Source organism: Actinoallomurus sp. NPDC050550, assembly GCF_040655075.1.
Lineage (GTDB): Bacteria > Actinomycetota > Actinomycetes > Streptosporangiales > Streptosporangiaceae > Actinoallomurus.
Genome location: NZ_JBFAJC010000050.1, coordinates 1 through 25,384, shown reverse-complemented (window position 1 = coordinate 25,384; position 25,384 = coordinate 1). Strand labels below are relative to the sequence as shown.

Annotated in this window: 22 protein-coding genes and 3 pseudogenes; 18 read left to right on the top strand and 7 right to left on the bottom strand. The window is 69.8% G+C overall.

The window, feature by feature from the left end; translation table 11 throughout:
* The first annotated feature begins 27 nt into the window (after positions 1–27).
* The 10 genes from AB0I04_RS42815 to rnhA all read left to right on the top strand — a co-directional run bounded on the left by AB0I04_RS42815 (position 28) and on the right by rnhA (position 7,454).
* A complete protein-coding gene (locus AB0I04_RS42815) occupies positions 28–489 on the top strand; it encodes a hypothetical protein (protein WP_360898325.1) in 462 nt (153 codons plus the stop codon).
* Between the two features lie 135 nt (positions 490–624).
* On the top strand, positions 625–1,245 hold the full coding sequence (locus tag AB0I04_RS42810) for a TetR/AcrR family transcriptional regulator (RefSeq protein ID WP_360898323.1): 621 nt from the start codon (positions 625–627) through the stop codon (positions 1,243–1,245).
* A 54-nt stretch (positions 1,246–1,299) separates the two neighbouring features.
* Positions 1,300–1,494, top strand: a complete 195-nt coding sequence (locus AB0I04_RS42805; RefSeq protein ID WP_360898321.1) for a hypothetical protein — start codon at positions 1,300–1,302, stop codon at positions 1,492–1,494.
* Between the two features lie 64 nt (positions 1,495–1,558).
* Entirely contained in the window at positions 1,559–2,236 is a 678-nt protein-coding gene (locus AB0I04_RS42800) for a hypothetical protein (protein ID WP_360898319.1), read from the top strand.
* 142 nt (positions 2,237–2,378) lie between these two features.
* Positions 2,379–3,074, top strand: coding sequence for an SCO family protein (locus tag AB0I04_RS42795; protein WP_360898317.1), 696 nt, complete (start codon positions 2,379–2,381; stop codon positions 3,072–3,074).
* Positions 3,071–3,559, top strand: a complete 489-nt coding sequence (locus tag AB0I04_RS42790; protein ID WP_360898315.1) for a copper chaperone PCu(A)C — start codon at positions 3,071–3,073, stop codon at positions 3,557–3,559. Before AB0I04_RS42795 ends, AB0I04_RS42790 begins: the two co-directional genes overlap by 4 nt.
* 37 nt (positions 3,560–3,596) lie before the next feature.
* Positions 3,597–4,820, top strand: coding sequence for a Dyp-type peroxidase (locus tag AB0I04_RS42785; RefSeq protein WP_360898313.1), 1,224 nt, complete (start codon positions 3,597–3,599; stop codon positions 4,818–4,820).
* Positions 4,817–5,884, top strand: a complete 1,068-nt coding sequence (locus AB0I04_RS42780) for a cytochrome c oxidase assembly protein (protein ID WP_360898311.1) — start codon at positions 4,817–4,819, stop codon at positions 5,882–5,884. Before AB0I04_RS42785 ends, AB0I04_RS42780 begins: the two co-directional genes overlap by 4 nt.
* A 351-nt stretch (positions 5,885–6,235) precedes the next feature.
* Positions 6,236–6,724 carry a hypothetical protein gene (locus tag AB0I04_RS42775; protein ID WP_360898309.1) on the top strand — a complete coding sequence of 163 codons (489 nt, stop codon included), beginning with the start codon at positions 6,236–6,238 and terminating at the stop codon, positions 6,722–6,724.
* A 352-nt stretch (positions 6,725–7,076) separates the two neighbouring features.
* Positions 7,077–7,454, top strand: a complete 378-nt coding sequence (rnhA, locus tag AB0I04_RS42770; RefSeq protein WP_360898307.1) for a ribonuclease HI — start codon at positions 7,077–7,079, stop codon at positions 7,452–7,454.
* A 49-nt stretch (positions 7,455–7,503) separates the two neighbouring features.
* Here rnhA and AB0I04_RS42765 read toward each other — a convergent pair whose 3' ends face one another.
* Entirely contained in the window at positions 7,504–8,283 is a 780-nt protein-coding gene (locus tag AB0I04_RS42765; protein WP_360898305.1) for a PIG-L family deacetylase, read from the bottom strand.
* 379 nt (positions 8,284–8,662) lie between these two features.
* Between AB0I04_RS42765 and AB0I04_RS42760 the strand changes: the two genes are divergently transcribed.
* The gene (locus tag AB0I04_RS42760; protein WP_360898303.1) at positions 8,663–11,350 is read left to right on the top strand and encodes an HAD-IC family P-type ATPase; all 2,688 of its coding nucleotides are present in this window, start codon (positions 8,663–8,665) and stop codon (positions 11,348–11,350) included.
* 330 nt (positions 11,351–11,680) lie between these two features.
* On the opposite strand, the gene AB0I04_RS42755 is transcribed toward AB0I04_RS42760, so the two are convergent.
* Positions 11,681–12,343, bottom strand: a complete 663-nt coding sequence (locus AB0I04_RS42755; RefSeq protein WP_360898301.1) for a response regulator transcription factor — start codon at positions 12,341–12,343, stop codon at positions 11,681–11,683.
* 83 nt (positions 12,344–12,426) lie between these two features.
* Here AB0I04_RS42755 and AB0I04_RS42750 point away from each other — a divergent pair, with 83 nt between their 5' ends.
* The 5 genes and pseudogenes from AB0I04_RS42750 to AB0I04_RS42730 all read left to right on the top strand — a co-directional run.
* Positions 12,427–14,139 carry a GAF domain-containing sensor histidine kinase gene (locus tag AB0I04_RS42750; protein WP_360898299.1) on the top strand — a complete coding sequence of 571 codons (1,713 nt, stop codon included), beginning with the start codon at positions 12,427–12,429 and terminating at the stop codon, positions 14,137–14,139.
* Between the two features lie 127 nt (positions 14,140–14,266).
* Positions 14,267–14,722 (top strand): pyridoxamine 5'-phosphate oxidase family protein, encoded by a 456-nt coding sequence (locus tag AB0I04_RS42745; protein ID WP_360898297.1) that lies wholly within the window; start codon positions 14,267–14,269, stop codon positions 14,720–14,722.
* A 213-nt stretch (positions 14,723–14,935) separates the two neighbouring features.
* Positions 14,936–15,493, top strand: a complete 558-nt coding sequence (locus AB0I04_RS42740; protein ID WP_360898295.1) for a hypothetical protein — start codon at positions 14,936–14,938, stop codon at positions 15,491–15,493.
* Between the two features lie 71 nt (positions 15,494–15,564).
* Positions 15,565–16,554, top strand: coding sequence for a hypothetical protein (locus AB0I04_RS42735; protein ID WP_360898293.1), 990 nt, complete (start codon positions 15,565–15,567; stop codon positions 16,552–16,554).
* A gap of 52 nt (positions 16,555–16,606) precedes the next feature.
* Positions 16,607–17,182, top strand: a pseudogene (locus tag AB0I04_RS42730) (cytochrome ubiquinol oxidase subunit I); the annotation flags it as partial.
* A 298-nt stretch (positions 17,183–17,480) separates the two neighbouring features.
* Here the strand turns inward: AB0I04_RS42730 and AB0I04_RS42725 are convergent.
* Together AB0I04_RS42725 and AB0I04_RS42720 are read right to left on the bottom strand one after the other, a co-directional pair.
* Entirely contained in the window at positions 17,481–18,143 is a 663-nt protein-coding gene (locus AB0I04_RS42725; RefSeq protein WP_360898291.1) for a response regulator transcription factor, read from the bottom strand.
* A 524-nt stretch (positions 18,144–18,667) separates the two neighbouring features.
* Entirely contained in the window at positions 18,668–19,900 is a 1,233-nt protein-coding gene (locus AB0I04_RS42720) for an acetyl-CoA hydrolase/transferase C-terminal domain-containing protein (protein ID WP_360898289.1), read from the bottom strand.
* A gap of 235 nt (positions 19,901–20,135) precedes the next feature.
* On the opposite strand from AB0I04_RS42720, the pseudogene AB0I04_RS42715 reads away from it, so the two are divergent.
* Positions 20,136–20,359 (top strand): annotated as a pseudogene (locus AB0I04_RS42715) (glyceraldehyde 3-phosphate dehydrogenase NAD-binding domain-containing protein); the annotation flags it as partial.
* Between the two features lie 142 nt (positions 20,360–20,501).
* On the opposite strand, the pseudogene AB0I04_RS42710 reads toward AB0I04_RS42715, so the two are convergent.
* Both AB0I04_RS42710 and AB0I04_RS42705 read right to left on the bottom strand, forming a co-directional pair.
* Positions 20,502–21,473, bottom strand: a pseudogene (locus AB0I04_RS42710) (putative PEP-binding protein); the annotation flags it as partial.
* 401 nt (positions 21,474–21,874) lie between these two features.
* Positions 21,875–22,087 carry a hypothetical protein gene (locus AB0I04_RS42705; RefSeq protein WP_360898287.1) on the bottom strand — a complete coding sequence of 71 codons (213 nt, stop codon included), beginning with the start codon at positions 22,085–22,087 and terminating at the stop codon, positions 21,875–21,877.
* Here AB0I04_RS42705 and AB0I04_RS42700 point away from each other — a divergent pair.
* Positions 22,059–22,520, top strand: coding sequence for an ATP-binding protein (locus tag AB0I04_RS42700; RefSeq protein WP_360898285.1), 462 nt, complete (start codon positions 22,059–22,061; stop codon positions 22,518–22,520). The two genes, AB0I04_RS42705 and AB0I04_RS42700, sit on opposite strands and share 29 nt — an antisense overlap.
* Before the next feature lie 157 nt (positions 22,521–22,677).
* Here AB0I04_RS42700 and mgtA read toward each other — a convergent pair whose 3' ends face one another.
* On the bottom strand, positions 22,678–25,224 hold the full coding sequence (gene mgtA, locus AB0I04_RS42695; RefSeq protein ID WP_360898283.1) for a magnesium-translocating P-type ATPase: 2,547 nt from the start codon (positions 25,222–25,224) through the stop codon (positions 22,678–22,680).
* Positions 25,225–25,384 lie beyond the last annotated feature (160 nt).

The following is a 25,384-nucleotide window of genomic DNA, read 5'->3' as shown; positions in this document are numbered from 1 at the left end:
CCAAGGCACGTCCCCACACTCGAGCCGGTGCGCTCATCCGTTCTGAAACAGGAAGAATTCCGCTGGTTCTTCACTGGGCAGGCCATCTCCCTGCTCGGCAGTTCCATGGCTCCGGTCGCGCTGACCTTCGTGCGGCTGGGTCAGCTGGCGGGCGCACTCGCAGCTCTGCCCCTGCTCGCACTCAGCGCGCGACTGGACACCCCATGGCTTGTCACGGCGGCCTTGATCGCTGGTCTCGGCATCTCCGTCACGGGCATCGCATGGGAGACCTCGCTGCATGAGCACGTTCCTCGCGACGTGCTGTCCCGTGTCGCGTCCTACAACGACCTGCTGTCCTATGTCACGATCCCCATCGGCCAGCTCAGCGTCGCTCCCCTCACCCATGCCTTCGGCGGCTTCCGGGTGGCTGCCACCGCAGGCATCGTCTCGTCCGCCGCCGCGGTAGCCCCCCTGGTATCCGGCACGGTACGCCGACTCCGAGCACACTGAGATACGGGCTCCTGCCCCTCCCGGCAGGTCGTCCCGGCGTCGTGACTCGTTCGGAACCGAGGGAACGCCCTGTCGAAGGTTGCGCGGCAGTGATGCGCCATGAGAATCTTGGAACGATCGTTCCGAGATGAGGAGATGCGGGAATTGCCCGACGTCAAACACTTCGACCCGGACGCCGTACTCGACCGGGCCGTGGCTCTGTTCTGGGAGCGTGGCGCCGCCACGACCGGGATCGCCGATGTCGTGGAGGCAACAGGGCTCAGCCGCTCCAGCCTGTACGCGACGTTCGGGAGCAAGCAGGAGTTGTACGTCACGGCGCTGCGCCGGTACGTCGATGAGCAGTCCCGCCCGGTGTTCCGGCGGCTGGCCGACGACGGCCGCGGCCTGCCGGCCATCGCGGCGTTCTTCGAGCGGCTGGTGCGATCGCGCTGCTCAGGCGAGCACGCCCGGTGGGGGTGCATGGTCTCCAACGCCCACGCTGGACCGGACCGGGACGACCTGGACGTGCGGCAGGTCCTGGACACCCACCATGACGGGCTGCGGCAGGCGATGCACGCCGCCCTCCAAGCCGCCCGCGCCCGAAGCCAGGTGCCCGTGGGCTTGGACCTGGACTCCGCGGCGGACCTGCTGGCACTGCTGGCCTACGGCGTGAACCTTCGTTCGCGGGCGGGTGCGGCGGCGGCCGACCTGCTGGCGACGACGACTACGGCTCTGCACGCTCTCAGCGGCGGCCCGTACCCCGCCACATCCCCGTGACCCGGCCCGCCGCCACACGTACCGCGATGATCTGACCTAGCAACGAGGAGCGCTGTGACCGAAGCCGGGCGCCAGATCGTCGATGAGGTCACCGCCCGCCGCCGGGCGGAGATCGCCGCCATCGTCGCCGCCATGCCCCCCGAGCAGCGTTCCGGGCTGGTGACCGCACTGCGGGCCTTCACCGACGCCGGCGGCGAACCCTCGGCGGGAGAATCCTCCCGGGACGCCATCCCGCTCGGCTGGGACTGAGACCACCGCGGCGCAACCCCGGGGAGGGGGACCATCTACTACGGCGTGTAGTTATGGTGAGGTGATGCGTCTTCCACCATGGTTCCGCCTGATGCGCGCCGGGGCGTTCGCCGCGGTGTGCGTCGTGCTGTCCGCGGTGGCGCATGCCCTGATGAACCCACGCCCACTACCGGCGTACGCCGGTTGGGTCGCGTACGCCGCGTTGACCGGTGTCGGGTACTGCCTGGCCGACCGCCGGCGATCGGCGTGGTGGCTCCTGCTCGCAGTGGAGGCCACACAGGTGGGCCTCCACCTGTGGTTCAGCGCGGTCTCAGCCCCGACTTCCGCCGGCACCGGCTGGGACGCGGCGCGGATGCACCATTCCATGCCGGGGATGGGTCACATCGCCGCCGGCACTGTGGCCCCGTCCATGTCGCACTCGGGCATGTCCGGCTGGGGGATGCTGGTGGCGCACGCCGTCGCCGGCGCGCTGGTCGCGCTCTGGCTGGCGGCCGGTGAGCGGTCCGCCTGGCGCGCTCTGGCCGCGATGACGAGGTTCCTCCTGACGCCGGCCCTACGGGTGTTCGCGCTGCTCCTCGGCTTCGCGGTCGCCCAGCGGCCACGGAGACCGGGGATCGCTCAAGGCTTCGGTGATGACCCGGAGCCCCGGATCGAGGCACTTCGTCACACCCTGATCCGCAGAGGCCCGCCCGCGCACGCGTGTTGTGACCGTTTCCTTTTCGCCGCAGCCGCGGCGGGCTGACGCCGTCCTGAATCGTCGTCCCGGAGCGGGACGTCCGCAAAGCCGGTCGGGAGACCGGCCGTCCTCGCTCATGCCCCCACGTGGGTGAACGGTGTGCCGAGTCCGCTGCGCTCGCGCTTCCGTATGCCTTGAGGACGTACCCATGTTTCTTTCTCGATCACCGCTTCGTACCCACCGGGCGTCGCCTCTTTTCGCCGCGTCGCTGATGCTCGCCGCCGTGGCCACGGGGTGCGCTGGATCACCGCACGCGCAGTCGTCGTCTCCGGTGCGGATCTCCGCGCCGACCTCCGATCTGCACGCCGCCACACTCGGCACTCCGATCCGTGAGCCCGACCTCACCCTGACCGGGAAGACCGGTCGGCCGGTCGACCTGCGCGAGGCCACCAAGGACAAACTGACGCTGGTGTACTTCGGCTACACCCACTGCCCGGATGTGTGCCCGACCACGATGGCCGACCTCGCCGGCGCCCTCCGGCTGCTCACCCCGGCGCAACGGGCTCGTATCGCCGTCGTGTTCATCAGCACGGACCCGTGGCGTGACACCTCGAAAGTCATCAAGTCCTGGCTGTCCTCCTTCGACTCCTCCTTCATCGGCCTGACCGGCGACTACGCCAAGATCCAGGCGGCCGCGAAGTCGGTGGGGATCGTCCTGGAACGCCCATCGCGGACCAGCGGGGACTACGAGGTCGGTCACGGTGCGGAGGTGCTGCCGTTCGGCACCGACCACCTCGCCCATGTCGTCTACACGGCGGGCGTGTCCTCCCGCGACTTCGCCGCGGACCTGCCGAAGCTGCTGGCTCGCATGCCGGCGGCGACATCCAAGGGCGGCGGAGCATGACCGCGATCGCGAGACGGCATCGGACGACCGGTGCCCCGGCCGCCGTGATGGCGGCGGTACTCCTGTCGACGACGGCCGTCACGCTCGACGCGTGCTCAGCCGGCCCCGGCGGACCGCGGCTTCGCGTGTCGGGTGCGTACGTTCCCCGCCCGGCCTCGCCGGACGTCGCGGCCGCCTACTTCACCATCGTGGATTCCGGCGATTCGGCGGATGAGCTGACCGGGGTCACCGCCGACGTCTCCGCCCAGGCGATGATGCACCAGAGCGCCGCCGGGACCATGCGAATGCTCGAGCGGATCCCCGTCCCGGCGCACGGACGTCTGACCTTCGCGCCCGGTGGGTACCACGTCATGCTCGAACACCCGGTGCGGAGCCTGCGACAGGGCGACCACGTCCGGCTCACGCTGCGCTTCCGCCGGTCCGCCGCGATGACCGTCGACGCCCCGGTGGAACCGATCGGCTACCGGCCGGAGACCTCACGATGACCGGCACGGCACTCCGACCCCGCCGGGAGACGGACTCATGACCACAGAAAGCCCGCGACCCGCGGTGACGCGGCGCCGTCTGCTCGCGCTGACGACACTGGCCGGGACCGCCGCGGCGGCCACCGGCGGGGCCGGAGCCGCCGCCGCGGTGGCGGGGGAGTCCGCCCGGGCACGGGGCGAACGCCGCATCCCGTTCGACGGCGAACACCAGGCCGGGATCCTGGCGCCGTACGCCGCCCACGGCTGGTTCGCCGCCTTCGACGTCGAGCCGGGGCGCGGTGCCAAGCAGGTCAAAGCGCTCCTTCGGTCGTGGACCGACGCGGCACGGCGGCTGACCGAAGGCCGCCCGCCGCCGGCCGATGACGCGATGGCGACCGGCTACGGTCCCGCTTCACTGACCATCACCGTCGGATTCGGTGCCTCACTGCTCCGCCGGCTTCGCGCACCGGTGCCCGCCGCACTCGCCCCCATCCCGCCCTTTCCCCGCGACGAGATCGACCCGGGGCGCAGCGGCGGGGACATCGGGGTGCTGTTCACCGCGGACGACGCGATCGTCGTCGCCCACGCCCTGCGGACCCTCACCCGCCTGTCCCGGGGAGCCGCCCACGTCCGCTGGCAGATGAGCGGGTTCAGTACGAGCGACGGCGTGGTCACCGGCAGCCACGCCACCCCCCGCAATCTCATGGGCCAACTCGATGGCACCGGGAACCCCCGTCCGGGCGACGCCGGGTTCGATCAAAGCGTCTTCGTGGGGCCGGCCGGTGATCCGGCGTGGTTGCGTGGCGGCAGCTACCTGGTCTTCCGCCGCATCCGCATGCTGCTGGACGAATGGGACACGCTCTCTCGCCACCGTCAGGAGCAGGTCGTCGGGCGGCGCAAGGACACCGGAGCGCCTCTGTCAGGCGGCACCGAGTTCACGCCGCTCGGCCTGGACAAGCAGAACCCCGACGGCAGCCTGGCCATCGGCCCCAGCGCCCACGTACGGCAGGCGTCCCTGCAGTCCAACGACGGTGCCGTCATCCTGCGCAAAGGCTTCTCCTATTACGACGGCCAGACCACCGATGGGACGCCGGACGCCGGATTGTTGTTCATGGCGTTCCAGTCCGATCCGGTGAACGGCTTCACGCGCATCCAGCAGCGTCTCGCCCTCGCCGACGACCTCAGCCGGTTCATCCGGCACACCTCCAGCGCACTGTTCGCGATCCCGCGCGCCTGCCGGCCGGGACGCTACCTCGGCCAGGACCTCATGGAGGCACTGTGACCCACCCGCACGGCATGGATGACATGCTCGCGCCGCTCACCTGGACGCGGGCGCTGACCGCCTGGCACTTCGCACCGATCACCGCCGTCCTCGTGGCCGCCGCGCTCAGCCTCTACGTCGTCGCAGTGCTCCGAGTGCGCGACGGCGGTCAGAGGTGGTCCCTCGCTCGTACGGCGGCGTTCGCGGCGGGGCTCGCCGTGATCGTCGTGGCTCTCATGGGCAGTCCGGCGGTGTACGGCGACGGGGGCCTGTTCTGGGTGCACATGATCCAGCACCTCATGCTGATCATGGTCGCACCGTGGCTGCTGTGCTCAGGACACCCGCTCACCCTGCTGCGGACCGCGACACGCGGCCGCCTCCATGACCGCGTCGAGGCGATCCGCCAGTCCAAGGCGGCAGCGTTCCTCACCTCACCGATCACCGGCCTGACGGTCTACGCCGTGGTGCTCTTCGGCGTGCACCTGTCCTCGTTCATGGACGCCATGATGGGCTCGCCCGCCCTCATGGTCCTCGAGCACGCGCTGTACCTCGTCGGGGGATACCTGTACTTCTCCCAGCTGCTGACCCGCGACTCGCCGCCCCGGGACCTGTCCGACCCGCTGCGCCTGTTCGCGCTGTTCATGGGGATGTCGGCCGACACCATCGTGGGCATCGTCCTGCTTCAGGCGACCGAACCGCCGTTCCCGGCCTACGCCCGGATGCACCCCTCGTGGGGTCCGGGTCCGCTCGCCGATATCCACGGCGGCGGTGCCGTCATGTGGATCGGTGGTGACGGCCTGATGTTCGTCATGACGATCGTTGTCATGCTGCGCTGGCTGTTCGACCGATCGCCGGAGGCGGCCAAGGCCGGGACGTTCTTCGAGTCCGTCCGGCAGGTCACTCTGGCGGCCACCGCGCAGGAGGCCGCTCCCGGCACGGATGACGCGGATCGGGAACGGTTGAGGGCGAGCGCGGATCTCGACGAGGACGACGAGGCGCTCCAGGCGTACAACACGCTCCTGGCCCGCCTCGACTCCCGGGGGCGCGACGCCCACCGACCGACCGATCGCCGATTCGGGGAATGACGCACAGCCGTCTCCGCCGACCCGGTCGGCGGAGACGGCAGCAAGGATCCGGTCGGCACGGCTCCGGGTCGATGGTGACGAGCGCCCGGAACTTAAGCAGCCGCATCTCCTCGCCTCCACTCGAGCTCTCCTGAATATCTCGGTTCATACCGATGGGCTGCGGTTGATATGCCGAGGACGAAGGCGCAGCAGGCGACGGCCCCATCATCGCGAACGGCAACCACCGAGCGATCGGATCGGCCTTGGCTGTTCTGGCTCCTTCGATGATGCGCCCCCTGCTCCGCGTCCCCGCCTGTACGGACATCTTCCGACCATCCACGCGGTAACGGGCCGTAGCTGATCGAAGCGTTCATGTCCGCTGCGGTGCGTACCTCGAAAACCTCGGCTTCTGCGATGCTCGGGGAGATGACCCGGCCGGGCGCTCCTGATATCTACGATCCGGCGGCGACCGGGTCGCTGGTGGAGATGATGCTGCGGCACCTGCCATCCGACTCGCCGCTTCCGGCCTATCTGCGCAGACTGTTGCTGGACGGAGGCGACACGGGAGCACTGCTGTTCCGGCGCCTGTTCGACGCCGGCCAGGCGACACTGGGTGCTCTGGCGGAGGCGGGGATGGCGGCACCGGGGCGTGATCCGCAGGTGCGCGCCGCGTTCTTGATGGCCAACGACCTCGCCGTGCGGAGAACGGTCAGCTGCCCGGGGGAGCGGTCATCGCGAAACGCTTTGATCGGAGTTCCCACTGGGGGCGTCTGGTCAAGAACGCCGGCCTTGCCGGCGCGCTCACCGCGCCTCACGTGGCCGACAACTCGTCGGTTTAGCTGCGGTCCCGGCCATCACTAAAGATCGGGCGGTGGATCTGGAGGCGGATTCCAAGACCGGGACACGATCATGTCGCGCCTGGCAGGTGGAGGAACGTACTACGGTCGCGGTCATGGCGAAGTGCTCGGCCATGACGAAACAGGGGAAGCCGTGTCCGAACGGCGCGCGGCCGTCCGGGTTGTGTCATGTTCATGATCCTGCCGTGCAGTGCGGCCGGCCGACCCGCTCTGGCCGGCCCTGCACGGTGGCGACTGGTGGGGGACCGTGCCAGAACCACGGCGGGGCCGCCGACGGCAAGCAGGCCTTGGCGACGTCGGTTCCGCCTGCGGCGGTGCCCCGACCGGCTCCTGCCGTCGGCGGTGATCGACCACCGGTGGACATCTACACCGATGGCGGCTGCGTGCCCAACCCTGGGCCGGGCGGATGGGGCGTGGTGCTGCGGTACGGCCCCCACCATAAGGAGATCTGGGGCGGTGAACCGGCGGAGACCACCAACAATCGGATGGAGCTGATGGCGGCATGCCGCGCGCTGGAGAGCCTGACCCGTCCGGCGCTCGTGCGACTGCACACCGACAGCCAGTACCTGCGGCGGGGTATCACCGAGTGGGTTCCGCGCTGGCGCGCCAACGGCTGGATGACGGCGGCCAAGCAGCCGGTGAAGAACGCCGACCTGTGGCGGCGGCTTGAAGCTGAGCTGCGGTCACGGCGGTCATCTTGCACTGTTCCCTGTGCCGGCGGCGCAGGGTGGTGATTCCGCACGGCGATGACGTGATCGCTCATGACGTCGGCCACTGAAAGGTTCATGACGGCGCCTCCTGTGATGTCGGGGCGCCGAAGGCCGGCATGGTCCGGATGTCGGGGGGAACCAGCCAGCGCAGCCATTCACGGTCGCCCTGGACGGCCAGGCGGGCCCGCTGGACGCTGTCTCCTGCGGCCTGACTGTGGTGTTCGCCGGTCGCCTGCCACTGCCGCTGCCTGCGGACTGGCACCTCCAGGTCGATGCGGTGGTCGGGATCCCCGGTCACCGCCAGGCCGGCGACCCGCCGTACCGCCTGCGCCACGCCGTGCGGCAGCGTCCAGGCCAGGACCGGGACACCGCATTCGCGTCCGGCGCGGACGGCGGCGTGCGGGGCGATCCGTTCGGTGAGGCGCCCGTCGACCGTCAGGAGCAGGTCGACGTTCCGTTCCCGGATCTCACGTGTCACGTGCTCGGTGAGTCGTTCGATCGGGAACCTGCTCAGCGCTTTGTCCGGATAGTCGGCAATGGTGCAGTGGTCGGCGCCCAGCGCGAATGCGGCGGCTTCGAATTCCCACGGGCGGATGGACTCCAGCCGGTGCAGTGAGTCGTTGAACCCTGACCGTTCTCCGCGCGTGAAGGACAGCACGCTCAGCCGGCTGCCCTGGGCGTGGAAGGCGTCCAGGATCGCACCCAGGTACCAGGACTCATCTCCTGGCCGTGCCACCACCGCGAGCACGCTGCGGGCCATCGGCAATGCGGTGGCGAGGCGCATGTTCTGGGTCCTCCTCGCCTGGCGCGCTCTGATGGGCGGCAGTACACCGATCCCGGCGCTGGTCGTCATTCCTGCCTCCTGTTCAGCGGTCTGTGCTATCTCAGAGGTTCCCTGACGGTGACGTGCGGCGGCAGTGGCGAAGGTCCCGAGGCGATGGGGCTTCGGCCACCCTCGAGATGCCGGGCCCCTTGTGATCGCGGCCCGCATGGCCGAGGTGGCGGATTCGTGGCCGCAGGCCGTCACGGTGGACACGGCGGGCCGGTGGAAAAGTCGGCGGTCCGGACGCTGAGCGCCGTGCGGCCGCACGGCGCCGAGTACGTCTGGCGGCATCGCCCGCGGCCGACGCCGGACTGAGGGACCGACCGTGCGATGGGCCGCGGAATGATGGCCCGTCCCGGCGGGACCTTCGGCCCTCCTGCCGGACACCCCCATGGTGGATCTTCAGGGCATGACATCGACGCTGAGGGGCGATGCCCGCTGCCAGCCGTGGGAACTCTCGGCCGCCGACGCGGCCATGGCCCTGGACGGTGACGCGCAGACCGGTCTGAGTGAAGCGGAGGCGGCGGCGCGGCTCGCGCGCTGGGGACTCAACATTCTGCCCGCGGCGCGATCCCACGGCGGGTTCGTCCGGTTCGTGCTGCAGCTGCACAGCCCGCTGATCTACGTGTTGCTGGTGTCGGCGGTCGCCGCGGCCCTGGTGGGTGAACGTATCGACGCCGGAGTGATCCTCGCCGTCGTGCTGGTGAACGCCGTGATCGGGTTCGCCCAGGAGTCACGGGCCGAAGGCGCCCTGGCCGCTCTGGCGGCGATGAGCGAGAGCGTCGCTACCGTCGTACGGGAGGGCAGGCGGCTGCCGGTTCCCTCCTCCGCAGTGGTCCCCGGTGACCTGGTCGTCCTGGAGGCCGGTGACCGGGTCCCCGCCGACATGCGTCTCCTACGGACCTGTGGGCTGCGCATTGACGAGTCGGCGCTGACCGGCGAGTCGGCGCCGGCCGGCAAGGATCCGGCGCCGCTGCCGCCGGATACCCCGCTCGCGGACCGGGGGAACATGGCCCACTCGGGAACCCTGGTGACGTACGGGTCCGGGACGGGGGTGGTCACGGCGACCGGAGCGCGGACCGAGCTCGGGCTCATCCATCGGCTGGTGGCGCGGACCGTCACGCGGCAGACGCCGCTGGCTCGCCAGATCGCCAGGTTCAGCAGGGTCGTCACGGTCGCCGTCGTGGTCTTGGGCGCGGTGACGTTCGCGGTGGGGCTGGCCCGCGGGCAGTCCGCGGCCGAGATGCTCACGGCGGCGGTCGCGTTGGCCGTCGGGGCGATACCAGAGGGCCTGCCGGCGATGGTGACGATCGTGCTGGCGTTCGGGGTGGCCCGGATGGCCGGCCGCAACGTCATCGTCCGCCGGCTGCCGGCGGTCGAAACACTCGGTGGCGCGACCGTCATCTGCACCGACAAGACCGGGACGCTGACGGAGAACCGGATGACGGTGAGCACGGTCCTCGCCGGTGCCGGCACCTATGACCTGACCGGCCGGGACGGCAGCGGCCTTGCCGGTGACCTGGAGAGGAACGTGGCGTTGCGGGAGTGCCTGGTGGCGGGCCTGGCGTGCAACGACGCGCAGATCCTGCCGGGCGGAGAGATCACCGGGGATCCGACGGAGGCAGCGTTGCTGGCCGGTGCGAAGGCGGCGGGCCTGACCGCCGCGCCGCCCCGCCTGGACACCATGCCGTTCACCGCCGAACGCCGCTACATGGCCACGCTCCACCCCGGTGTCATCTACGTCAAAGGGTCGATCGAAGAGGTGTTGGAACTGTGCGCCACCCAGATGGACCGCACCGGCCGGCTCGTGCCCCTCGACCGGCACGCCGCGCTGGAGGCGGCCGCCGATCTGGGACGGGACGGCCTGCGGGTACTGGCGTTCGCCCGCGCGCAGGTACCGCCGGGAATGTCCGCGATGCCCGAGGGGACGCTGTCTCTGCTGACGTTCCTCGGATCGCAGGGGATGTCCGACCCGCCGCGGGCCGCCTCGGCTGCGGCCGTGCGGACCTGCCGGGACGCCGGAATCAGCGTTAAGATGATCACTGGGGATCATCCGGCGACTGCGGCGGCCGTCGCCGCCCGGATCGGCCTGGACGGTGCGCTCATGACCGGCGCGGAGCTGGTCGGGTGTCCCGACGACCGGCTCGGTGCGGCAGCCGAACAGGCAACGATCTTCGCGCGGGTCTCCCCAGAGCAGAAACTGCGTCTGGTACGGGCCCTGCAAGGCCGCGGGCACGTGATCGCGATGACCGGTGACGGCGTCAACGACGCCCCCGCCCTCAAACAGGCCGACATCGGGGTGGCCATGGGGCTGGGCGGGACCGAGGTCGCCAAGGAGGCCGCGGACATGGTTCTCACCGACGACGACTTCGCCTCGATCGAGGCGGCCGTCGAGGAGGGACGTGGTGTCTTCGACAACCTCATCAGGTTCATCGTGTGGGCGCTGCCCGCCAACGTCGGCCTGGGGCTCGTCCTGGTCGCCGCGATCGTCACCGGGGTGACATTGCCGATCGAGCCGGTCCAGGTGCTATGGCTGAACATGACGGCCGTGCTCGTGCTCGGGCTGCCGTTCGCGGTCGAGCCCGCCGACCCCGACGCGATGCGCCGCGCGCCCCGCGATCCGTCCCGGCCGCTACTCACCGCGATACTCGCCGGGCGTGTCCTGCTGGTCTCGGCCATACTGCTCGCCGGCGCGTTCGGGCTGTCCCACTGGGAGCGGGCGCATGGCCTGCCGATCGCCGAGGCGCGCACGGTCGTCGTCAACGTGTTCGCGCTGACGCTCACGACGTACCTGTTCAACTGCCTGTCGCTGGACCGTCCGCTGCTGTGGTCGGGAGTGCGCCGCAATCCCACGATCGCCGCGGCCGTGCTGGTGCTGGTGGGTCTGCAGCTGCTCTACACCTACCTGCCGGTCGCCAATACGCTGTTCGGGTCGGTGCCGCTCGGTGGGGCCGCGTGGCTGCGGGTCACCGTCGTGGCCGCCATCTCCTACGGTGTGGTGGAGGCGGCCAAGGCGCTGACGTCGGCGCGTGGGCAGGCGGGAGTCGTTCATGGGCAAGAGCGGCAAGGGCGGGCGGCTGTCTCGCGCGATCTATGAGCCAGAGCTCCGGCGGTTGCAGCACCGCTGCAGCTGCCGCCACGCCCGCCCGCCACCGGCTACGAACGCATGCCACGCGGTCTGCAGACCTACGTCCCGGACCATTCCGCGACGCTGATGGCCTCTCGCCCTCGCAGGAGCGCCGACGGCGTGTGAGGAGGCGCGGGCCACGCCAGGAGCCGGGACACGCCCGGGGTCGAGATACGACCCATCTCTTCACATGCCCGCCGTCTGCTTCCACCACGACAACCACTACGGGACTGTGCGGCATCGGTTTAGCCCCGGCGTTTCACGCGACGAGCTTCGCGTTCACGGACCGGCGAGCGGGGATCAGTCATGAGTGGTGCCGCGTGCCTGCTCCGTGCGAAGCCGGGTGATCAAGGCAGCAGCCTGCGTACGGCGATGCATGCCGAGCTTGGCGAAGATGCTGGAGACGTAGTTCTTGACGGTCTTTTCCGCCAGGTACAGCTGTTCGCCGATCTGGCGGTTGGTCAGCCCGTCGCCGATGAGCTCGAGGATGTTGCGTTCCTGCTCGGTGAGGTCCGCGAGGGGGTTCTTGCCGGAACGCTGGCGGAGGCGTTCGAGCATCTGCGCGGTGCTGCGCGGGTCGAGCAGCGATTGGCCGGCCGCGACGGTGCGGACCGCGCCTACCAGGTCCGAGCCGTGGATCTGCTTGAGTACGTATCCCGAGGCGCCCGCCATCACCGCGTCGAACAGCGCTTCTTCGTCGGTGAAGGAGGTGAGCATCAAGCACGCCAGCTCGGGCATCCGCGAGCGGAGTTCACGGCAGACCGTCACGCCGTCGCCGTCGGGGAGTCGCACGTCCAGCACTGCGACGTCGGGCTTGAGCGCCGGGATGCGGGCCAGTGCGCGCTCGGCGGTGTCGGCCTCGCCGACGACGGTGATGTCGGACTCGGACTCGAGCAGGGCGGCGACGCCCCGTCGTACGACCTCGTGGTCATCAAGGAGGAAGACCTTAATGGGGGTGGTCATGCCCAGACGGTACAACCGTTGGCCCGGTACGGGCGGTCAGGCGATGATAGAGGCCCCCAACGCATCCGAAAGGATCTGGATCGGTGTCCTTCGAAGGCCTGCCGAGTGATGAGCGTACGCCTCCGGTCATACCCCAGCTGCGGCTCGATGACCTGCTCACCGAACTGCAGGGCCGGATCAACGACATCCTGGCGACCCGCGATCGCGTGCACACGTTGCTCGAGGCGATCGTGTCGATCGGCAGCGATCTGGAGCTGGACGCCATGCTGCGACGCATCGTCGAGGCCGCGATCACGTTGGTGGACGCCCGGTACGGGGCGCTGGGCGTGGTCGGAGAGGGTGAGCGGCTGGACCAGTTCATCACCACCGGCGTGAGCCAGGAGGAGATCGACGCCCTCGAGCATTGGCCTCATGGGCTGGGCATCCTCGGGTTGTTGATCAAGGATCCGCGGCCGATCCGGCTCGCCGACCTTTCCATGCACCCCGAGTCGTACGGGTTTCCGGCGAACCATCCACCGATGCGGCGGTTCCTCGGCGTTCCGATTCGGGTGCGGGAGGAGATCTTCGGGAATCTGTATCTGACCGAAAAAGCCGGTGGTGTGGAGTTCGACGATGAGGATGAGAAGGTCGTGCTGGCGCTGGCGACCGCCGCGGCCGTGGCGATCGAGAATGCCCGTCTCTACCAGGAGGCTCGCGGCCGCGAACGCTGGCTGCAGGCATCCGCGGAGGTCTCGACGGCCCTGTTGTCCGGCACCGATCCCGCCGATGTCCTGGACCTGGTAGTGCAGCGTGCCCGAGAGATCTGCGACGCCGACCTGGCGACCGTGTCCCTGGCCGACGGCTCGGGGGGCGACCTGGTGGTGCGGGCGTCCGATGCCCGGGATGTCAGGTTGCTGGATCGGGTGCCGTTCGATCAGTCCATCGCCGACAAGGTCTTCACCAGCGGATCGTCACAGACGGTGGCACAGGTCGACGAAGCCGCGCCGTCGGAGCCCGGCGTACGGCTGGGGACGGCGCTCTCGGTGCCGCTGGGAGCCGGAGCGGCCGCCCACGGCGTGCTGTCGGTCGCGAACATCGCCGATCATGTCCTGCTCGGTGAGTCGATGCGGCGGCTGCTGGAGGCCTTCGCCGCCCAAGCCGCGATCGCACTCGAACTGGCCGAGCGACGCCGCGACGCCGAACGGCTCGTCGTGCTGGAAGACCGCGACCGCATCGCCAAGGACCTGCACGACACCGTCATCCAACGACTGTTCGCGACCGCCATGACGCTGATGAGCGCCATCAAGATCACACAGAAACCCGACGTGGCGGCGCGGGTCCAGCGCGCGGTCGACGACCTGGACGACACCATCCGGCAGATCCGCTCGACGATCTTCGCGTTGCAGGCGCCCCCTGGCGAACCACCGAGGTTGCGCTCACGGCTGCATGAGGTCATCGACGGCGTGACCGAAAGCCTGGGGTTCGCCCCCGCCGTACGCTTGGACGGACCGATCGATCTGACCGTCGATGACGCGACCGGCGAAAACCTGCTCGCCGTTGTCCAAGAGGCCTTGACCAACGTCGCCCGCCACGCTCACGCGAGCCGCGTCGAGGTCAGCGTCGTCGCCGGGTCCGACCTGCGGCTGCACGTCACCGACAACGGCGTCGGCATCCCCGGGGAGCCGGATCGACGCAGCGGTCTGGCCAACATGGCCGATCGAGCCGAACGCCTGGGCGGCATCTTCCACGTCGGTGCCCGCGAGGGCGGCGGCACCATCCTGGACTGGCGCGTACCGCTGAACCGAAAGGAACGGTGACCGACGCCGTGCGCGCGGTCCGGCGGACGCGCGGGCACCGGTGGCGTCCGGCGCTTCGCGCAATTTAGCGGTCGAGACGGGACCTTCGTCCGTACGGACCGCACGAAACGAACGGCATCGTTGAGCCATGGACGCCGATGCGGGCGAGCTCCCGGTCTTTGGCCGTGCGCAGTGCCTCACCTTGATGAGAACCGTGCCGATCGGCCGGGTGGTCTATACCGACCAGGCGCTGCCGGCGGTCACACCGGTGAACTTCGTCGTCGATGGCGACGCGGTCATCATCCACACCGGATCCGGTTCCACGCTGGCCGCGGCCCTGCGCGGGACCGTGGCGGCCTTCGAAGTCGACCACGTTGACTCCGAGACCGGGAACGGCTGGTGGGTGACCGTCACCGGGCGGACACAGTTGCTGGGCGCCACCGTCGACGTCGCGTACGCGAACCGGCTGCCGCTCCGGCCATGGGTGCAGGCACCGAACGCGCAGTTCGTCCGCATCTCGTGCCAGTACGTCGCCGGAGGGCGGTTCGACCTGGCGGCGCACGCCGATCCGGTGGACGGGCCTGTCGCTCAGGCCGAGACCTGACGACCGATCGACGGCCGACGAGCCGTGACGAAGCCGACCCGGGGGCTGAACGTCGTCACCCGCCTCACCTTGGCCTGCCGGTACTCGCCTGTTCTCACGCGGGGGACGAAAGTCCCGCTCGCACGCGTGCCTTCGCCTCTGCGGCCGGCCCTGGCGCGTGGCGTTAGGTGAAGGCAGCCGGAAACGCTCCGGCACGCCGAAGGAGTGAGACCCATGGCAATCGCCGACCGCAGGCTCCACCTCCGCCGCCGCGTCCGCCCGGCCCAGGACGTGCCACTCCCCATCTCCTCGGCCGCCCGGTACGTCTGGGCCCTCGCCCGGCTCTCGCTGGGATTCGTCTTCATGTGGGCGTTCGTGGACAAGCTGTTCGGGCTCGGCCACGAGACCACCGCCAAGCAGGCCTGGATTCACGGGGGCCACCCGACGACGGGCTTCTTGAAGTTCTCCGCGGCCGGACCCTTCAAGGGCTTCTACCACCACATCGCCGGAGCGGCGTGGGCCGACTGGCTGTTCATGCTCGGCCTCGCCGGCATCGGCGCGGCGCTGCTGCTGGGCATCGGCATGCGTGTCGCCGCCGCAGCGGGCGCGGTCATGCTCGTGATGATGTGGAGCGTCGTCCTTCCCCCGGCCAACAACGTCTTCATGGACGACCACCTCATCTACGCGCTGCTCATCATCGGCCTCGCACTGGCCGGCGCCGGCGACACCCTCGGCCTTGGCCGCCGGTGGGCCGAGACCCGCCTGGTCCGCCGCCTCCCGATCCTGAAGTAACCGAAACACCGGACGCGGCCGCAGTGCCCGCGCCGTCGCCGGCCCAAGGACCCGAAGGCAGGGAGATGATGATGAGGACACAGGACGACATCGCCACCGTGCTCATCGAGGCCGCCTCGTGGGCGCCGTCGGTGCACAACACCCAGCCGTGGTGGTTCGGCGTACGCGGATCGCGGCTGAGCGTGCACGCCGACCTCGACCGGCGGCTGGAGACGGCCGATCCGGATGGCCGCGAGATGCTCATCAGTTGCGGTGCCGCGCTGTTCAACCTCCGGCTGGCCGCCCGCCATCTCGGCCACGTGCCCGCGGTTCGGCTGCTGCCCGATCCGCAGCGACCGGGCCTGCTCGCCGATGTGGACCTGAGCGGGCAACGTCCGCCGACCACCGTCGAGGAGCGGATGTTCGAGCAGATCACGACCCGCCGCAGCCACCGCGGCGGGTTCGCCCCGGACCCGCTCCCAACCGCCCTGTCGTCGAGGCTGTACGCGCAGGCACGGCACGAGGGCGCCACACTCCGTCTCGTCGCCGATCCACGCGCCAAGCTGGCCTTGGCGGCGCTGTCGGAGGCCGGCGAGCAGATCCAGCGACTCGACCCGGCGTACGTCGCCGAGGTCGCTCGCTGGGCGCCCGCTCCCGGCAGGCACCGGCAGGACGGTGTGGATCCCGGCGCTTATCCGCGCGAGCCTGTGCACACCGACCCGTACTTCGCCGCACGCGACTTCGCGCGCGGGATGGGCTGGGCCCACGCCGGCGACGAGCCCGACGACCTGACCGGCTCGGTGACCGGCACGGTCCTGATGCTGATGACCTCCCGCGACACCCCGGCCGACCGGCTCACGGCCGGCATGGCCCTGCAGCGGATCCTGCTGTGCGCCGCTGAGGACGACGTCTCCGCCGCCTTCCACACCCAGGCACTGGAGATCGGTGAGCTGAGGGCTCTGATCCGCTCCCGGTTCTGCGGTGGCGCCTTTCCCCAGATTCTGATGCGGCTCGGCCGCGCCGAGGGCCGCCGCGGCGGCGTACGGCGCCCCATCGCCGACATCACCCGACAAGAGCCCTGACCGCAGATAGATCCCATGCCGGAGACCATGTGAACGCGCTCGATGTGGCCCGATGGCAGTTCGGGATCACGACTGGCAGTTCGGGATCACGACCGTCTACCACTTCATCTTCGTGCCGCTGACCATCGGCCTGTCGGCCCTGGTCGCGGTGATGCAGACGATCTGGCATGTCAAGAAGGATCCGCTGTATCTGCGGATGACCAAGTTCTTCGGCGCCCTGTTCCTGATCAACTTCGCGATGGGCGTCGTCACCGGCATCGTGCAGGAATTCCAGTTCGGGATGAACTGGTCGGACTACTCGCGGTTCGTCGGCGATGTGTTCGGCGCGCCGCTGGCCATGGAGGGACTGCTCGCCTTCTTCCTGGAGTCGACCTTCCTGGGCCTGTGGATCTTCGGCTGGGACAAACTGCCGCCGCGTCTGCACCTGGCCACGATCTGGTTGGCCACGATCGGAACGAACCTGTCGGCGTACTTCATCCTGGCCGCGAACTCCTGGATGCAGCACCCGGTCGGCTACCGGATCAACCCGGTCACCCACCGGGCCGAGCTGACCAGCATCGGGAAGCTGCTCACCAACTCCACGACGCTGGTCACCTACCCGCACGTGCTGGCGGGCGCGTTCATCACACACGTAGCGGGCGGCGGGCCGCTCGGTCACCGGCTCGGCACGGAACCGGCGGGCGTGCGGGCGGGGGTCGCGGGGCGGCGGTCGGTGACGGCCATCGTCTTCACCTCTTCTGAGGCCGGATCCCTTCCGGCTGATCTCACTCAACCGCGAACCCCCATGGCACCGCAGAGGCCAAAGCCGTACCCTCGCGGGACCTTCGTCCCGCGATCAACGACGCCCCGGACGAGCCGAACGCCGGCGCCCGGGCGTGGCGGTTCGCAGCGGAACGGCCACCGCCCGGTGTCGGCGGACGATGGTCCTACTCTTGCGGCAGGCCGGAAGGCCGATCCGCGCGGAGGCGAGTGATGAAGGCCGCCGCCTGCGTACGGCGGTGCATGCCGAGCTTGGTGAAGATGCCGGAGACGTAGTTCTTGACGGTCTTCTCCGCCAGGAACAGGCGTTCGCCGATCTGGCGGTTGGTCAGGCCGTCGCCGATGAGGTCGAGGATCTTGCGCTCCTGCTCGGTGAGGTCCGCGAGCGGATCCTGGCGGGCAGGGCGGCGCAGGCGTTCCAGCATCTTCGCGGTGCTGCGCGGGTCGAGCAGCGACTGGCCCGCCGCCACCGAACGGACCGCGCCCACCAGATCCGAGCCGTGGATCTGCTTGAGCACATACCCCGAGGCGCCGGCCATCACCGCTTCGAACAACGCCTCCTCATCGGAGAACGAGGTGAGCATCAGGCACGCCAGCTCCGGCATTCGCGAGCGGAGCTCCCGGCACACCGACACGCCGTCACCGTCGGGCAGCCGCACGTCCAGCACCGCGACGTCCGGTTGCAGGGCTGGCACCCGCGCCAGCGCACGCTCGGCGGTGTCGGCCTCACCCACGACGGTGATGTCGTCCTCGGAATCCAGCAGGGCGGCGACACCCCGCCGCACGACCTCGTGGTCATCGAGGAGGAAGACCTTGATGGGGATGGTCATGCCCACGACCGTACAGCCGCTGGGCGTGGTATGGCGGTCCGGTGAGGCTCGACTCGGCGACCTGCTTCGAACGGAACGTAGCCGACGTCCGACGGCACCGACCAGGGCTGTCGTTTCTGCACATGGCCACGCTGGCCCTATGTCGGCCGGAGGCGGGACCTTCGCCCATACGGATGACAGCGAACAAACCGCATCGTTGTGTCATGAACCCCCACCTGGACGAGTCCGCGGTTTTTGACCAGGCGAAATGCCTTGCCTTTGCCGAACACACGGTTCATCCGCATCGAATGCCGCCACGTCGCCGGGGGCCGACTCGACCTGTCTGCGCACACCCGAACGGTCGACGAGGCACACGCTCAGGCGTGAACCGCGCAACGAACAGTGAGGCGGCGTCACAGCGCCGCACCTGACGAGCGACCGAAAGCTTGGACCAGACGGTAGCTGGACCAACCATGAAGGACCTCCCGACCGTACGCCGTCTGTGTCGCCTGAGGAACCGTCCGCTCGCAGAAGCCTCACGGGTGTCAGCGCAGTGGGAAGCCGAGGTCTCGGCCTCCCGCGCGCAGGTCGTCGCGGGCGTCGGGGTGTGCGACCCGGTCCACGATCTGCTGTGCCTGGGATACCGCGTCGTGACCCCAGATCGCGGCGGTGCCCTGCTCGCTGACGATGAAGCTGTGCTGTAAGGAGGTGACCGGGCCGGACAACCGCGGGATCACGGTGGAGACATTCGCCTTGGGATGCCAGGACGGCAGCGCGATGATCGCGTGACCGCCGGGAGAGTGCAGCGCGCCGACCACGAAGTCGGTCTGCCCGCCGAACCCCGAATAGATCACCCCGTGCACACGCGCGGCGTTGGCCTGGGCGAACAGATCGACCTGCAACGCCGAGTTGACCGACACCAGCCGCGGCTGCCGGGCGATCAGGCCCGGGTCGTTGGTCTTCTCCGTGCGTAGCATCCTCACCCGCTCGTTACGGTCCAGCCAGTCGTACAGCTCCCGCGACCCGAACGCGAACGACGCCGTGATCGGGTTCGCCGGCGACAGCGCTCCGGCCTTCTCCAAGGCGAGCACCCCGTCGCTGAACATCTCCGACCAGACGCCCAGTCCACGCCGGGACCGCAACGACTCCAGCACCGCGTCCGGCACCGCCCCGATGCCCAGCTGCAGCGTCGCCTCCTCCGGCACCAGCGCCGCGACCCGTTCTCCGATGGCGCACGACACCGCGCTCGGTGCGCGACGCTCCGGCCCCGACAGTTCGCACGTTGCCTCGATCGCGAAGTCGACATCACCGACCGGCACGACCGCGTCCCCGAACGTGTACGGCATCTGCGGGTTGATCTGTGCGACGACCAGCCCGCCACGAGCCCGGGCGGCCTCGATCGCCGCCGGCAGCACGTTCACCTCGATGCCCAGGGACACCGTCCCGTCCACCGGCGGGGACGTCTGCACGATCACGACGTCGGGCACCAACACCTCGTTCAGCAGGTGCGGCACGAGCGAGAGCCTGCACGGGAAGTACCGCAGGCCGGCGCGCCCGCGCTGCCCCGGGCCGACGAACGGGGTCTCCAGCACGACCCCCTCCCGATCTGGCAGGCCCACCTGGCCGTTGAGCACGAAAAGCCGGTGCTCCGCGACCGCCTCATCCAGCACGGCCAGCGCCCGCCAGGGGGTGGCGAAGTTGCCACCGGCCACCACACGCGGCCGGTGCGGCAGGCCCGCCAGCACCGCCGCCAGCCGCGACTCCGAGACCACCCGCATCAGTCACTCCTCACCATCGCCCGGACGGGCCCGCTTCGCGGGCGCGCGCCCGGTTCCGTACCGACCGCTCCAGCACACACGGCCGGCCGCCCGGCGCGCCACAGACCAAGGTCCTCTCCCACCGCAGCGCTGATCTGAAAGAGGCCGTTGTGCCCTCGAGTCGAGGGCCGTTCGCCCCTCGGCGGCTCGACTGCCGCGCTCGATGCCGGGGCGGACGGAGAGAATAGAGGATCGGATGAGCATCCGGATCGGCATCAACGGCTTCGGCCGGATCGGGCGCAACTACCTGCGGCTGGCCCTGCGACGCGGGCACGAGCTGGTGGCCGTCAACGACGTCGCCGACCCCGCCACACTGGCCCATCTGCTCAAGTACGACTCGACCGCGAGGTCGGCCACGACGACACCGCCATCATCGTCGACGGCCGCCGTATCGCGGTGTCGGCCGAACGCGACCCCGCAGGCTGGGCCTCACTTCGCGGCGTCGGCGTCTTCGGCAATTTCCTGCTCCCTGCAGTGACCGCGATCTTCGCGCTCACCCGTGGGACAGCGGTCGCCGCTCTGCCGACCAGATCGGTCGGCAGAGCGAGCTATGGCCGTGGGATCAGCGGGCGTCCGAGGAGGAGTCTCGGCCGTTCCGCGTGACTGCGGCGCGCCCAGCCTCCAGCCTGGCCACCGGAACGCGGAACGGCGAGCAGGAGACGTAGTCCAGTCCGACCTGATGGAAGAAGTGCACCGAGTCCGGATCGCCGCCGTGCTCACCGCAGACGCCCAGCTCCAGGTGGGGCCGGGTGTCCCGTCCTTCCCGTACGGCCAGCTCGACGAGTCGTCCGACACCGTCCGGGTCCACCGACTCGAAGGGCGAGGTCCGGAAGATGCCCTTGTCGAGGTAGGAGGCGAAGAACGCGCCTTCGACGTCGTCACGGGACAGGCCCCACGTTGTCTGGGTGAGGTCGTTGGTGCCGAAGGAGAAGAAGTCCGCCTCCTCGGCGATCCGGCCTGCGGTGAGCGCCGCCCGCGGCAGCTCGATCATCGTGCCGATCGGGCATGCCACGTCGACGCCGGTCTCCCCGGCGACGTCCGCCAGCACCTGCCTCGACTGCTTCACGATGATCCGTAGCTCGGCCGTGTCGGCGACGAGCGGGATCATGATCTGCGCGCGTGGGTCACCGCCGCTGGACCGGCGGGCCGCGACCGCCTCGGCGATGGCCCGTACCTGCATTGCGAACAGTCCAGGGACCGCCAGCCCGAGCCGTACGCCGCGCAGCCCCAGCATCGGGTTCTCCTCGTGCAGACGGCGGACGGCCCCCAGGAGCCGGGCCTGGCCCTCATCGGGTTCACCGCGCTCATCGGCGAGGGCGACCCGGACCGACAGGTCGGTCAGGTCCGGCAGGAACTCGTGCAGGGGAGGGTCGAGCAGCCGGATCGTCACCGGCAGCCCGTCCATGGCGTACAGGATCTCGGTGAAGTCCTGCCGTTGCAGCGGCATCAGCGCGTCGAGGGAGGATCGGTGCTCCTCGGGTGTCTCGGCGAGGATGAGGCGTTCGACCAGGGGTCGCCGGTCGCCGAGGAACATGGGTGCGCGGCTCGTCGGGTCGGGGTGGTCGGCCGCCGGAAAGCAGGGCATCGAGACGCCCGATGTATTCGTCCGTGTCGACCTCGCCGCGGGCGAAGCGTTCGGCCAGGAGCCGCTCAGGCGTGGGCCGGGGCGGCGCCGCGCCCGGGTGCCCGGCCAGGCCGAGGTATTGCACGAGCAGGAGGACACCGACGATCAGCGCCGCCCAGAACAGCGCCATGCCGATGGAAATGAAGCCGTACCCCCATCCGCTCATGTGGTCGCCGTAGAACATGTGATCTCATCCCTCTCGTCCGATCGGCAGCGATCCCGCGCCGACGCCCCGAACCGATCGGGGTGATGTTCCTGCGTCTTCGACGGTGCTCCATTTCGGTGTGCCGGCCGACCGGCGGCCGACCCGCTCAGCGGGTCAGGACGACCTTCAGCGCTCCCGTCTCACCGGCGGCCGAGAACACCTCGTACGCCCGGTCGAACTCGCTCAAGGAGAAGCGATGGGTCACGAACTGTCCCGTGTCGATCTGGCGACCGGTGAGCAAGCGCAGCAGGGTCGGCGTGGAGTAGGTGTCGACCAGGCCGGTCGTGATCGTGACATCCCTGATCCACTGCTCCTCCATTTACGCCCTTCACCAGCATGACGACGGCTCCGGTGAGGCCGGTCTGCAGGCACAGTTGATCGTCGAGGTCGAGCGCGCCGGCCAGATCCTCGGCTTCACCCCCGCCCTGCGCATGACCGGCCTGCTCGACACCCGCGTGCCGCCCGAGCACGCTGAGCACCTGGTGGCCGTGTTGCGCGAAGCGCTGTCCAACGTGGCGCGTCACGCCGGCGCGACCGCCGTGGAGATCGCCGCCGAGGTCACCGACACGCTGTTGGAACTTCGCGTGATCGACAATGGCCGTGGCATCGACCCGGCCGTCACCCGCCGAAGCGGCGTGGCCAACGTGCGCCACCGCGCTGAACAGCTCGGCGGCACCCTCACTCTCAGCCCGCACCGGCCGACCGGCACCGTCCTGGAATGGACCGTCCCACTGCCAGAGGCGGGACCCTGACCCAGGTTCGGAGTCTCAGATCGGGGAACGTCCCGGTTGGTCAGCTCTCGCTGAGCTGAGACAGCACTGATTGATGTGGGTGACGGCCTGAGACGTCGGCGCGATCGGCCGCAGGCTCCCTCGGGGACCTATGGCGGCGCGCCGACGGCGCTCAGCACTATTGGCCGATGCCGGCCTCGGCCGGCGGGGCCGGGCGCCGTGTTCGCGGCGGCCGGCCACCAGACCGGTGGATCGGGGCGGGGATGCTGAAGGGGGCGGCCCGGCGGTGGAGGCGCCGGTGTCGATCCGTTCCGCGACCGGGGCCGGGTACCGGCTGGGCTCGGTAGAACCGCGTCTTGATGAGCTCGACCAGCGCGAGATACGCCACGACGATCCCGGCGGTGACGGCGAGGATCGCGCCGGTAACCCGGGAGAATCCCAGATCGGCCGCGACCGAGGTGAACGGCAGTGCCGCGCCGACGGCGACGACGGCCAGGGCGGCCAAGGCCACGACGGCGCCGGGCCTGCTGCGCCAGAAGGGTGTCCGGCGGGTCCGTACGAGGAAGATGACGAGCGTCTGGGTCGCCAGGGACTCCACGAACCATGAGGCGCGGAACAGCGGCGGTCCGGCGTGGAAGACGCCGCGCAGCAGCCAGAACATCGTGAGGTCGAACACCGAGCTGAGCGGGCCGAACACGAGCATGAAGCGGCGGATCAGCCTCAGGTCGAAGCGGGCGGGGCGGGCGAGCTGCTCCTCATCGACCGCGTCGGTGGGAATGGCGAGCTGACTCGTGTCGTAGAGCAGATTGTTCAGCAGGATCTGGCCGGGGAGCATCGGCAGGAACGGCAGCAGCGCCGACGCCGCGGCGGCGGAGAACATGTTGCCGACGTTGCTCGCCGTGCTCATCAGCACGTACTTCATCGTGTTGGCGAAGATCCGGCGGCCCTCGACGATGCCGTCCGCCAAGACCCCGAGATCCTTCTCCAACAGGACGACGTCGGCCGCGTCCTTGGCCACGTCGGTGGCCGAATCGACGGAGATGCCGACGTCGGCGGCGTGCAGCGCAAGGGCGTCGTTGACGCCGTCGCCCAGGAACGCGACGTCCAGGCCATGCTCCCGCTGAGCCTGGACGATCCGCGCCTTCTGTACGGGTCCGATGCGCGCGAACACGGTCGTACGGGAGATCGCCCGGCGCAGCTGGTCCTCATCGAGGTCCTCGATGTCCTCGCCGGTGAGCACCTCTCCGGTCCCGAGTCCGAGGTCGGCGCAGACCTTCCGTGCCACCAGCGGGTTGTCGCCAGTTACGATCTTCACCGTCACGCCCACCGCCGCGAGCCGCGCCAGCGCGTCGGCCGCACCCGGTTTAGGCGGGTCGACGAAGACGAGAAACCCACTGAGCCGCAGATCCTTCTCATCCGCTCGCGTCAGGCTCCCGGTAGCGTCACCCGCGGGTCGGGTGGCCACCGCGATGACGCGGCTGCCCTCCGCGAAGCGCCTCTCGGCGATGGCACGCGCTCTGCCGGGAACGTTGCCGCAGCGTGCGAAGACGGCTTCGGGCGCTCCCTTGGTGATGACCGTCCGTGCGCCGTCCGGGCCCTGGACCAGGACGGACGCCATCCGGCGTTCGTGGTCGAACGGCAGGTCGTCGAGGCGCCGGTAGCGGTCGGCCGACAGCGCTCGCGCGGCCGGCGCCCGCCACAACGCCGCGTCCAGCGGGTCGGAGCTCTCCGCCCGGCCAATCCCCGTGCACAGGAGGCCGTACAGCAGCGTGGTGTCGCCCGGATCACCGGCCACCGGTACGGTCTCGCGCAGCGTGATGTCCGCCTGGGTCAGCGTGCCGGTCTTGTCGGTGAACAGCACCTCGACGTCGCCCAGGTCCTCGATGGCGACCAGCCGCTTGACGAGCACCTTCAGGCGGGTCAGCCGCCGCGCTCCGGTCGCGAGGCTGGTGGTGACCACGGCGGGCAGCAGTTGAGGGGTGATCCCGACCGCGATCGCGAGTGAGAACAGCAGCGCGTCGAGGAAGGGCCGGCGCAGAAGGAGGTTCACCACGAAGATACCTGCGGTGAGGACGGCGGCGACGCGTACGAGCAGCATCGAGAACCGGCCCAGTCCGGCCTGGAACGCGGTCTGCTGCTGCCGTTCCCCCAGACCGGCCGCGATCCGCCCGAACGCCGTACGCGCCCCCGTGGCGGTGACCTGCCCGGTGGCGGTGCCCGACGCGACCACCGTGCCCATGAGCGCCGTGTCTCCGGCTCCCTTCGCCACCGGAAGGGACTCGCCGCTCAGCACCGACTCGTCGCACTCGAGCGTACGGGCCGCGGTGAGCCGGAGGTCGGCGGGCACGACCGTGCCCGGCCGCAGTTCGACCAGGTCGTCGGGGACCAGTTCGGCGACGTCCCGAGAGACCAGGCGGCCGTCGCGATGAACGAGAGCCCGGTGGCGAAGCCGTTCGTGCAGCGCGTTCACGGCCCGCTCGGCGCGGTACTCGTTGAAAAAGCCCAGGCCGATGCTCATCGTCACGATGACAGCGATGACGATCGAGTCGGTCCGCTCCCCGACGACGAAGGACACACCCGCGGCGACGATGAGGAGGATCAGCAGCGGGCTGCGCAGCTGACGCAGCAGGACCGCGAAGGGACTGGTCCGATGGCTGCGGACGGCGTTGGGACCGGCGGTGCGGCGGACCTGCGCCGCCTGCGCGTCGGTCAGCCCGAGCGTCACCAAATCCGTGTCACGTGACCGCTCGGGGGTGAGAGGATCCGGCGATCCGTTCATCGTTCCGTGTACCTAATCAGTTCTGGGAGCCTGCCATCCGGCAGACTCCTGGGTTGGTTGGTAGCCGCCGGCAAGTGAGCACTCATGTGTCCTGGACATCGAAGTC

Excerpts from the sequence above, each read along its gene's own strand:
- AB0I04_RS42725 (WP_360898291.1), bottom strand. The coding sequence starts at position 18,143 with ATGACCATCCCCATCAAGGTCTTCCTCCTCGATGACCACGAGGTCGTG.
- AB0I04_RS42705 (WP_360898287.1), bottom strand. The coding sequence starts at position 22,087 with ATGGAGGAGCAGTGGATCAGGGATGTCACGATCACGACCGGCCTGGTC.
- AB0I04_RS42765 (WP_360898305.1), bottom strand. The coding sequence starts at position 8,283 with ATGACGACCAGCGCCGGGATCGGTGTACTGCCGCCCATCAGAGCGCGC.
- AB0I04_RS42760 (WP_360898303.1), top strand. The coding sequence starts at position 8,663 with ATGACATCGACGCTGAGGGGCGATGCCCGCTGCCAGCCGTGGGAACTC.
- AB0I04_RS42755 (WP_360898301.1), bottom strand. The coding sequence starts at position 12,343 with ATGACCACCCCCATTAAGGTCTTCCTCCTTGATGACCACGAGGTCGTA.
- AB0I04_RS42775 (WP_360898309.1), top strand. The coding sequence starts at position 6,236 with ATGTCCGCTGCGGTGCGTACCTCGAAAACCTCGGCTTCTGCGATGCTC.
- AB0I04_RS42800 (WP_360898319.1), top strand. The coding sequence starts at position 1,559 with ATGCGTCTTCCACCATGGTTCCGCCTGATGCGCGCCGGGGCGTTCGCC.
- AB0I04_RS42795 (WP_360898317.1), top strand. The coding sequence starts at position 2,379 with ATGTTTCTTTCTCGATCACCGCTTCGTACCCACCGGGCGTCGCCTCTT.
- AB0I04_RS42735 (WP_360898293.1), top strand. The coding sequence starts at position 15,565 with ATGAGGACACAGGACGACATCGCCACCGTGCTCATCGAGGCCGCCTCG.
- AB0I04_RS42740 (WP_360898295.1), top strand. The coding sequence starts at position 14,936 with ATGGCAATCGCCGACCGCAGGCTCCACCTCCGCCGCCGCGTCCGCCCG.
- AB0I04_RS42785 (WP_360898313.1), top strand. The coding sequence starts at position 3,597 with ATGACCACAGAAAGCCCGCGACCCGCGGTGACGCGGCGCCGTCTGCTC.
- AB0I04_RS42790 (WP_360898315.1), top strand. The coding sequence starts at position 3,071 with ATGACCGCGATCGCGAGACGGCATCGGACGACCGGTGCCCCGGCCGCC.
- AB0I04_RS42810 (WP_360898323.1), top strand. The coding sequence starts at position 625 with ATGCGGGAATTGCCCGACGTCAAACACTTCGACCCGGACGCCGTACTC.
- AB0I04_RS42720 (WP_360898289.1), bottom strand. The coding sequence starts at position 19,900 with ATGCGGGTGGTCTCGGAGTCGCGGCTGGCGGCGGTGCTGGCGGGCCTG.
- AB0I04_RS42745 (WP_360898297.1), top strand. The coding sequence starts at position 14,267 with ATGGACGCCGATGCGGGCGAGCTCCCGGTCTTTGGCCGTGCGCAGTGC.